This is a genomic window from Micromonospora globbae (genome assembly GCF_036184225.1).
GTDB classification, from domain to species: Bacteria; Actinomycetota; Actinomycetes; order Mycobacteriales; family Micromonosporaceae; genus Micromonospora; species Micromonospora globbae.
In genome coordinates, this window is record NZ_CP108084.1 from 2,530,264 (window position 1) to 2,540,090 (window position 9,827).

4 protein-coding genes are annotated in these 9,827 nt (G+C 73.4%); all 4 read right to left on the reverse strand.

The window, feature by feature from the left end:
* Nucleotides 1-27: 27 nt before the first annotated feature.
* The 4 genes from OG994_RS11185 to OG994_RS11200 are packed head-to-tail and all read right to left on the reverse strand — an operon-like array spanning nucleotide 28 to nucleotide 9,819.
* A complete protein-coding gene (locus OG994_RS11185; RefSeq protein WP_328853111.1) occupies nucleotides 28-5,562 on the reverse strand; it encodes a non-ribosomal peptide synthetase/MFS transporter in 5,535 nt (1,844 codons plus the stop codon).
* Nucleotides 5,562-8,681, reverse strand: a complete 3,120-nt coding sequence (locus OG994_RS11190) for a non-ribosomal peptide synthetase (protein ID WP_328853112.1) — start codon at nucleotides 8,679-8,681, stop codon at nucleotides 5,562-5,564. The genes OG994_RS11185 and OG994_RS11190 overlap by 1 nt, the downstream gene beginning before the upstream one ends.
* Nucleotides 8,678-8,866: an MbtH family protein gene (locus OG994_RS11195; RefSeq protein WP_328853113.1), complete on the reverse strand. Its 189-nt coding sequence runs from the start codon at nucleotides 8,864-8,866 to the stop codon at nucleotides 8,678-8,680. Before OG994_RS11195 ends, OG994_RS11190 begins: the two co-directional genes overlap by 4 nt.
* Complete coding sequence (locus OG994_RS11200) at nucleotides 8,866-9,819, reverse strand: TauD/TfdA family dioxygenase (RefSeq protein WP_328853114.1); 954 nt, start codon at nucleotides 9,817-9,819, stop codon at nucleotides 8,866-8,868. Before OG994_RS11200 ends, OG994_RS11195 begins: the two co-directional genes overlap by 1 nt.
* Nucleotides 9,820-9,827: the final 8 nt, after the last annotated feature.

Here is a 9,827-nt window from a genome sequence, read left to right on the forward strand (position 1 = left end):
CGGGGGACGTCCGGAGGCCGGGCGGGTTCAGGCGGCGACCGGCACCTTCTCCGACTCCCGCTCCGCCGCGCGCGCCGCGAGGCGCCGCTCGCGTTCCTGCGCGCCGATGAGGTCGTCCGGCAGCGAGTCCTCGACCTCGATGTCGAAGCGGCGCAGGAGCCGGATCGCGAAGCCGCCCAGGGTGATCAGGACCAGCGTCGCGCCGAAGCAGATGTACGCGAACGCGATCCCCCGGCCCGGGCCGGTGCCGATGACCGCGCCCACCGATCCGGCCAGCGCGCCGCCCGGGGCGAACATCGGCTCGAAGAGGTTGGTCGTCGCGGGTGCGACCAGCGCGAAGCCGATCGGCAGGGTCGACCAGGAGATGGTCTGGTTGAGGCTGAACACCCGGCCGTGGAAGCGCTGCGGCACCTTGACCTGGACGATCGTGGCGTAGATGGACTGGGCGGTGGTCATCGCCATGGCCAGCCAGAACATCCCCACGCCGATCATCGCCACCGAGGCGTCGAGGCCGATGAGCATGCAGCCGATCGCCGTGCCGAGGTTGCCGATGAGCACGCCGATCATCCGCCGGTGCCGTGGGCCGCCCCAGATCGACATCAGCACACCGCCGGCCACCGCGCCGAGGGCCTCGGCGAGCGCCACCTGGGCCACCTGGGTCGCCGTGCCGAAGGAGAGCACCAGCGGCGTGACGAGCACCAGGGCGGGGGCCAGGAAGATGTTGCCGAGGGCGAAGTAGCCGAGCATCAGCCGGAACCCGCGGTGGTTCCAGGAGTAGCGCAGCCCGTTGGCGATCGCCACGAGCAGCCGTTCCCGGGGTCGCCAGCCCAGCGCGTTCGGGAAACGGACCATCGCGAGGGTGAGCACGGCCACCAGGTAGCTGACCACGTCGATGATCACGATGCCCTTGAGCTCGATGGCGGCCAGCAGGCCGGCGGCGAAGACCGGCATGAGCAGCATGGCGACGCCGTTGGAGAGCTGGGTGATGCCCATGGCGTGACCGAGGTAGCGCTTGGGCACCAGCTGCGGCACGGCCGACTGGAACGCGATGCGCTGGAACGACCCGGCGACCTGGCTCAACGCCACGAGGCCGTAGATGTGCCAGAGCGCCAGGGTGTCGGTCCACAGCAGCGCCGCGAGGACCACCTGCACCGAGCCGGCGCTGCTGCTCGCGATCATCATGATCCGGCGGCGGCTCACCCGGTCGGTGATCGCCCCGGCGACCGGCAGCATGAGCACGCCGCAGATCAGCGCCAGCGCCCACAGCAGGCCCAGGTTGGTGACCGAGCCGGTCCGGTTGAACAGCCAGATCGGCAGGGCGAACGCGGTCAGCGCGGAGCCGGTCGTGGAGACGACCTGGCCGGCGGTGACCGCGACGAACCGGCCCATGCTCGGTTTGACCGTGTTGGCCTGCCGCCGCTCGTCCACGCCGACGCGCATCGTGTCGTGCACGGCCCAGCCGGCGTCCTCGCCCCGCGCCTCCCGCGACAGCGCGGACACGTCGCCGGCGGCGACGGCCCGGTGGGTGCGGGTGACGATCTCGGCCAGTTCGTCGGCGCGGTACTTGAGGAAGAAGTGCCCGGCCTGGTCCAGCACCACCAGCGTCAGGTCGTCGCTGAGGAACTGCCACTCGGCGTACCGCTCGGTGTAGTAGTCGGTGACCGGGTCCTCGGAGCCGACCACCGAGACGATCGGCGCGCGCAGCTTCGTCACCCGACGGTCGAGCAGGCCGGTGAAGTACTCCTCGGAGGCCCGGGAGTCGGCCCGCATGTTGCTGATGATCCGGTCGGCCTGCTCCGGATCCAGCTCGTCGGTGTCCACGCCCATCGACTTGAGCCAGCTCGCGTAGTGCCGGTTGCTGCGCAGCTTCTCCATCCGCGTGCGCAGCGCGGCGAAGATGCCCTTGGGACGGGCGAACGGGAACATCGCGCCGATGTAGAGGGCCTCCAGCTCACGCCCGGCGGCCTCCACCTTGCGGGCCACCTCGGTGACGATCGCGCTGCCCACGCCGCAGTGGCCGTAGAGGACGAGCGGTCCCTCGACCCGTTCCAGGATCTCCTCGGCCACCCGCGTGGTCAGCTCGTCGAACGGCACCGCGTCCTCGCTGAGCCCCACGTCGTGCCCCGGAATCGCCAGCGACCACAGCGCGTGCCCGGCCGGCAGCGCGTCCGCGAGAGGCTGGTAGACGATCGCGCTGCCGCCGCCGTACGGCACGCAGACGTACGACACCACCCGCTGCTTCGCCGGGATCGGCTTGGTCAGCTCGTAGAGCAGCCGCCGCGGCCCCTCCTGGCCGGCGCTGCCGGACATGAAGGCGGCCAGCTCGCGGATGGTGCGCTGCTGGAAGAGGTCCATGACGCCGACGGCGCGGCCACCGTGCTCCGCCTTGCGGATCTTCGCGACCACCTGCGTGGCGAGCATCGAGTGCCCGCCCAGGTCGAAGAAGTCGTCGTCGATGCCGACCGCCGGCACGCCGAGCACCTCCGACCAGATGCCGGCGAGCAGCCGCTCGGTGTCGTCGCGGGGCTCGACCATCGCCACCGACGCCTCGCGGGTGACCACGGGCGCCGGCAGCGCGCGGCGGTCCAGCTTGCCGTTCGGGCTGAGCGGCAGCGCGTCGAGGGTGACGAACGCCGCCGGCACCATGTACTCCGGCAGGGTCTCCTTCAGCGCCGCCTTCAGGTCGGCGTGCTCGGCCGTCCCCACCACGTACGCGGTGAGCCGCTTGTCGCCGGGGGTGTCCTCGCGGACGATCACCGCGGCCTCGACCACCCCGGGCTGCTCCCGCAGCGCGCTCTCGATCTCCCCCAGCTCGATCCGCAGCCCGCGCAGCTTCACCTGGTGGTCGATGCGGCCGAGGAACTCGATGACCCCGGCCGGCGCCGCGTCGACGCCAGCCGCGTCGGGCGCCGCGGGCGCGATCCGCCAGCGGGCCAGGTCGCCGGTGCGGTACAGGCGGGCGCCCGGCTCGCCGGAGAACGGGTCCGGCACGAACCGCTCGGCGGTCAGCGCCGGACGGCGGTGGTAGCCGCGGGCCAGCCCGACACCGCCGATGTGCAGCTCACCGGCGACCCCGACCGGGCACTCGTTGCCGGCCGCGTCGAGCACGTGCAGCCGCAGGTTGGCGATGGGCGCGCCGATGGGCACGCTCGCCAGTCCGGCCAGCAGCGCGGGGTCGCAGTGCCAGGAGCTGACGTCGATGGCCGCCTCGGTCGGGCCGTACAGGTTGTGCAGCCCGCACCAGGGCAGCCGGGCGGTGAAGTCGGTGGCCGTCGCCAGCGGCAGCTCCTCGCCGGAGCAGATCACCCGCCGCAGGGCGATGGCGGCCTCGACGCCGTCCTCGGCCAGGAACACGGTCAGCATCGACGGGACGAAGTGGGTGGTCGTCACCTTCTCGGCGACCAGCAGGTCGCGCAGGTAGCCGGCGTCCTTGTGCCCACCGGGCCGCGCCAGGACCAGCCGTGCGCCCTCGCGCAGCGGCCAGAAGAACTCCCACACCGACACGTCGAAGCTCGCCGGCGTCTTCTGGAGCACCGCGTCGTCCGGGCCGATCCGGTACGTCTTCTGCATCCAGTCGAGCCGGTTCACGATGCCCCGGTGCGTGTTCGGCACGCCCTTGGGCCGCCCGGTGGAACCGGAGGTGTAGATGACGTACGCCAGGTGCTCCGGGCCGGCCACCGGATCGGGGTCGGTCTCCGGCTGCCCGGCCCACACGCCGTCGTCGTCGAGGACGAGCACCGTGGCGCCGGTCTCCGGCAGCACGTCGCGCAGGTGCTCCTGCACCAGCACGACCGGCGCGTCGGCGTCGGTGAGCATGAACGCCAGCCGCTCGGCCGGGTACTCCGGGTCCAGCGGCAGGTAGGCGCCGCCGGCCTTGAGCACGCCGAGCAGGCCGGCGACCAGCTCCACCGAACGCTCCGCGCAGACCCCGACCAGGGTCTCCGGGCCCACGCCGGCCGCGCGCAGCCGGTGCGCGACCCGGTTCGCCGCGGCGTTCAGCTCGGCGTACGTCACCGAACGGCCCTCGAAGCGCAGCGCCACGGCGTCTGGGGTGCGGGCGGCCCGCTCCTCGATCGGCGCGTGCAGCGTCTGCGTACGCGGGAAGTCGGCGGCGGTGTCGTTCCAGGCCGCCAGCAGCTCCCGCTCGCCGGGGGCGAGCAGGTCCAGCGCGGAGACCGGGGTGTCCGGCGCGGCGACCACGGCCCGCAGCAGCGCGCCGAGCCGGCCGGCCATCCGCTCGACGGTCTCGCGGGTGAACAGGTCGGTGTTGAAGACGAGCTTGCCCCAGAGGCCGTCGACGGTCTCCACGGCGTGCAGCTCGAAGTCGAACCGGGTGGCCCGCAGCTCCATGGGCGTCCAGTCGAAGGTCACCTCGCTGGTGCCGGGGACCTCGGCGTACCGGCCCATGTCGTAGTTCTGCAGGACGAACATGGCCTGGAACACCGGCGAGCGGCTGACGTCGCGGGGCAGGCCCAGCTCGTGCACCACCCGGGCGAACGGCACGTCGCCGTGCTCCAGGGCGTCGAGCACGCTGCGCCGGGTCCGCTCCAGCAGTTCGGCGAACGTCGGGTCGCCGGCCAGTTCGGCGCGCAGCGGCAGCATGTTGATGAACATGCCGACGACGTTCTCCAGCTCCGGCGCGGACCGGCCGGCCACCGACGCCCCGACGGCGAAGTCCTCCTGGCCGGCGTGCCGGGACAGGAATACCTGGTACGCCGCGAGCAGCGTCATGAACAGGGTGCCGCCGTGGGCGCGGGTGAGCGCGTTCAGTCCGTCGGTGGTCGCCTTGTCGAGGGTGAACTCCACGAAGTCGCCGCGGTAGGTCTGCGTGGCCGGCCGCGGCAGGTCCAGCGGCAGCTCCAACGGCGTGATGCCGTCGAGCCGCTGCTTCCACCACTCCAGGTGCCCCTGGGCGGCCGGCCCGGCCAGCTCCCGCGCCTCCCAGACGGCGAAGTCGCCGTACTGGACGGGCAGCGCCGGAGGCTCGCCGCCCCGGTAGAGGGTGACGAGGTCGCGGAGCAGCACGTCGACCGACCAGCCGTCGCCGACGATGTGGTGCTGCCCGAGGAAGAGCACGTGGTCCTCGGGCGCGAGCCGGATGAGCAGGGCGCGCAGCAGCGGGCCGCGCGCCAGGTCGAACGGTTCGGCGGCGGCGGCCTCGACCAGTTCCTGCGCGGCGGCCTCGTCGGCGGCCTCCACGATGGTCAGCGGCACCTCGAGGCTCTCCTCGATCACCACGGTCGGCTTGCCGTCGGCGTCGGCGGGGAACCGCGTCCGCAACGACTCGTGCCGCCGCGTCAGGCCGTCGAGCGCGGCCCGCAGCGCCGCCACGTCCAGGGGGCCGCGCACCCGCATCGGCACGGCGATGTGGTACGCCGCCTCGCCCGGGGCGAGCTGGTCCATGAACCAGACCCGCTCCTGGGCGTACGAGAGCGGCACCTCGGCGTCCGGCGGACGCGGGGTGATCCGCGCCGCGGTCGCGGCGGCCTGACGCCGCCGCAACCGCTGCGCGATGAGGGCCTGCCGGGCGGCGTCCCGGGCCGGGTCCTTCAGGTCGGTCATCAGGGAGTGTCCTTCTCCGCCGCCAGCAGGGCGGCGACCTCGGTTTCGGAGAGCCCGTCGAGTTCGGCGGCGATCCGCTGCTCGATCTGGGCGGCCAGGTCGGCCACCACCGGGCTGCTGAACAGGGCCCGCATCGGCAGGTCCACGTCCACCTCGGCGCGGATGCGGGCCATCGCCCGCATGCCCCGCAGGGAGTTGCCGCCGAGGGCGAAGAAGTCGTCGAGCGCACCGACCTTCTCCACCTGGAGGATCTCGGCGTAGACGTCGGCGACCAGCGACTCGGCCTCGGTGCGGGGAGCCACGAAACCGTCCGCGGTGGCGGCGGCCTCCGGCGCGGGCAGCGCCGCGACGTCGAGCTTGCCGTTCGGGGTGAGCGGCAGCGCGTCCACCGGCACGAAGGCCGTCGGCACCAGGTGCGCGGGAAGCTCGGCGGCCAGGTCGGCCGCGAGGGCCGCCGGGTCGGCGGTACCGACCACGTAGCCGACCAGCTCCGGCTCGCCGGAGTCGGTGCGCACCACCACGGCCGCCTCCCGCACGTCGGGGCGGGCGAGCAGGGTCGACTCGATCTCGCCGAGCTCGATCCGCATGCCGCGGACCTTCACCTGGTTGTCGCGGCGGCCGAGGTACTCCAGCGTCCCGTCGGCGCGCCGGCGGGCCAGGTCACCGGTGCGGTACATCCGCGCACCGGGCGGCCCGAACGGGCAGGGCAGGAAGCGTTCCGCCGTCAGCCCGGGCCGGCGCAGGTAGCCGCGCGCGAGCTGGTCGCCGGCGACGTACAGCTCGCCGACCACCCCCGGCGGCACCGGGTTCAGGGCCGCGTCGAGCAGGTACGCCCGGGTGTTCCAGGTGGGACCGCCGATGGGCACCGGGCCGGCCGGCAGCGTCTCCCCCGGCGCGATCCGGGCCGCCACGCAGCCCACGGTGGCCTCGGTCGGCCCGTACTCGTTGACGATCGCGACGTCCTCGTGCCCGGGCCGCCAGCCGGCCAGCTGCTCGCCGGTGAGCGCCTCGCCGCCGATCACCAGGTCGACGGTGGGCGACAGCTCCGGCTCGAGCAGCGGCAGGTGGCTCGGGGTGATCTTGAGGAACGACGGTCGGCCGCCGGCGCGGGCCGCCGCGTCGTCGAAGGCGGCCAGCCGGACCGTGCCGCCGGCGGTGAGCGTGCCGAGCAGCCCGGTGACGGTCAGGTCGAACGAGACCGGCGAGTGCAGCAGCGCCGTGCCCGCGAGGCCGGGGTAGGTGTGCCGCGCCCAGGCCAGGTAGGCGGCGACCGCCCGGTGCTCGACCACCACGCCCTTGGGACGCCCGGTGGAGCCGGACGTGTAGAGCACGTACGCCGGGTGCTCGGGGCGCAGCGGGGCGACCCGGTCGGCGTCGGTGAGGTCACCGTCGGCCAGGTCCGCGCCGGTGCCGGCGTCGACCACCAGCGCACCGGCCGGGACCAGCGCGGCGGTCTCCGCGGTGGCCAGCACCAGCGCTGGCTGCGCGTCCTCCAACAGGTACGCGATCCGCCCGGCGGGGTAGCCGGTGTCCACGGGCACGTACGCGGCGCCCGACTTGAGCACGGCGAGGATCGCCACCACCAGCTCCACCGAGCGGGGCAGCGCCAGCGCCACGCGGGTCTCCGGGCCGGCGCCGCGGGCGACCAGCAGCCGGGCGAGGCGGTTGGCCCGCGCGTTCACCTCGGCGTAGGACAGCGCGACGCCCTCGTGCACCAGCGCCGTGGCGTCGGGGGCGGCGGCCACGCGCCGCTGCACCTCCTCCACGACGGTGGTCGCCGGCACCTCGCGGGCGGTGTCGTTCCACGTGACGAGCACCCGCTCCCGCTCGGCGTCGTCGAGCAGCGGCAGCGCGGAGACCTGCTGCCCGGGTGCCGTCACGGCCGCGTCGAGCAGCCGGACGTACCGGGCCACGAGGGCCTCCGCGGTGGTGCGGTCGAACAGCGCCGTCCGGTAGACCAGCCGGCTCGTCGTGGTGGTGATGTCGAACGCCAGGTCGTCCTTCGTGGTGCCCAGCGCCACCGGGTCCAGGCCGGAGTCCGGGATCCAGTTGAGCGCGGTCTGGAAGATCGGCTGCACCGACGGGTCGCGCTGGGGGGCGACCGCCTCGACGATCCGCTGGAACGGGGTCTGGCCGTGCTCCATCGCGTCGACCAGCCCGTCGCGTACCCGGGTGACCAGCTCGGCGAAGGTGGGGTCGCCGGCGAGGTCGCAGCGCAGCGCCACCGGGTTCACGAACATGCCGATGAGCGGCGCCAGCTCGGGGTTGTCGCGGCCGGCGGTGGACACGCCGACCACCACATCCTCGTCGCCGGAGATGCGCGACAGCAGCGCCGCGAACGCCGCCAGCAGCACCATGTACGGGGTGGCCGACGCGCCGGTGGCGAGTTCGCCGACCCGGGTGAGCAGCCCGTCGGGCAGGTCGAAGTGCACCTCGTCGCCGGCGAAGCCGAGCTGGGCCGGTCGGGGCCGGTCCAGCGGCAGCCCAGTGGCGGCGGGCGCGCCGGCGAGGTGGTCCCGCCAGAAGGTGAGCTGCCGCTCCAGCTCCTCGCCGGTGAGCTGTTCGCGCTGCCACACCGCGAAGTCGGCGTACTGGACGGGCAGCTCGGGCACGTCGGCGGGCTCGCCGGTGAGCACGGACCGGCTGAACGCGGCCAGTTCGGCGGCGAGCAGCACCGCCGAGTGGCTGTCGAACACAGCGTGGTGCACCACGAACAGCAGCGCCACCTGGTCGTCGCCGAGCCGCAGCAGCCGGGCCCGCCACAGCGGGGCGGCGTCCAGCGGGATCGGCGTGCGGCCCAGCTCGGTGAGCTCGGCGTCGAAGCGGCGCACCTGCTCGGTGCCGGCGAGGTGGCGCAGGTCCACCACGGGCAGCGTGAACGGCTCCGCCTCGCGGACGACCTGCACCAGCGCGCCGTCGTCGACCCGCAGGTGCGTACGCAGCGCCTCGTGCCGCGCCACGACCCGGTTGACCACCTCGGTGGCCTGCTCCGGGGTCACGCCGACGGGGAACCGGAACGGGTTGGAGACGTTGTAGACCGGCGAGGCGGGATCGAGCTGGTTGGCGATCCAGATCCGCTCCTGGGCGAACGAGGCCGGGAAGGTCCACTCCCGCGTCATGACGCCGCCTCCCGCACGCTGCGCGGGCGCATGTCGGTCCAGACGCCGTCGATGTGGGTGAGGCACTCCTCGCGGCTGCCGGCGAAGCCGGCGTCGTGCCAGCCCGCGGGCAGTTCCCGGTCGGCCGACCAGATCGAGTACTGCTCCTCGTCGTTGCGGACGACGAGGTATCGGGATTCGGCCATCAGTTCGCTCCGTTGCTCTCGGGGGTGTGCGGTTCGGCCATCGCGACGGCGATCTTGCGGGGGCCGGTGAACGGTTCCCGGCCGTGCGCGGCGGTCATGTTGTCCACCACCAGCACGTCGTCGCGCTGGTAGTCGAAGCGGACGGTCGCGGCCCGGTACGCGGACCGCAGGTGGTCCATCACGTCGGCGGGGATCTCGCCGCCGTCGCCGTAGTAGGTGTTCGACGGCAGCTCGTCGGGGCCGAACATGGCCAGCAGCCCCTCCTGGTAGTCCTTCGGGAGGGTGCTGACGTGGAAGAACGTCGCGTGGTTGAACCAGCGGGGGGTGTCCGAGCCGGGACGGTGGTGGACGACGTCGCGCACCGCCCGCGTCCGCAGCCCGTCCTTGCCGCGCCACTCCAGCTCGATCCGGTTCGCCGCCGCGTACGCCTCGACCTCGGCCCGGTCGTCGGTGTTGAACACGTGCTGCCACGGGGTCCCGAAGTCCTCGTGGAAGTTGCGGACGAGCATCCAGCGACGCCGCACGAACTCCTCCCGCACCTGCGGGTCGATCTCCTCGTACACCCGGCGCACGTCGGCCAGGGGCGTGGCGCCCTGCGTCTCGGGCGGCGTGATGCAGTAGAAGAACAGGGTCAGCGGCCAGCGCGCCTGGTAGGAGTTCTCGTTGTGCAGGAAGATCTCCTCGTCCGGCGGGTAGTCGGTCGAGGTGTAGACCCGGCCCTTGATGGCGTGGCGGGGTGAGGACCGCTCGGTGTAGGTCAGCGGCTCCCCGGAGAGGGCGCGGACCACCCGGTCGAACCCGTCCACCCCGCCGACCTCGAACCCGCGGAACAGCAGCCCGCCGTGCTCGGCCAGCGCGGCACGCAGTTCGCCGCGGCGGTCGGCGATGAGGTCGGTGAGTGCCCGGCCGTCGTTCTCGACGACCACCGGCAGTGTGGCGATGGTGTCGCTCATGGCTATCT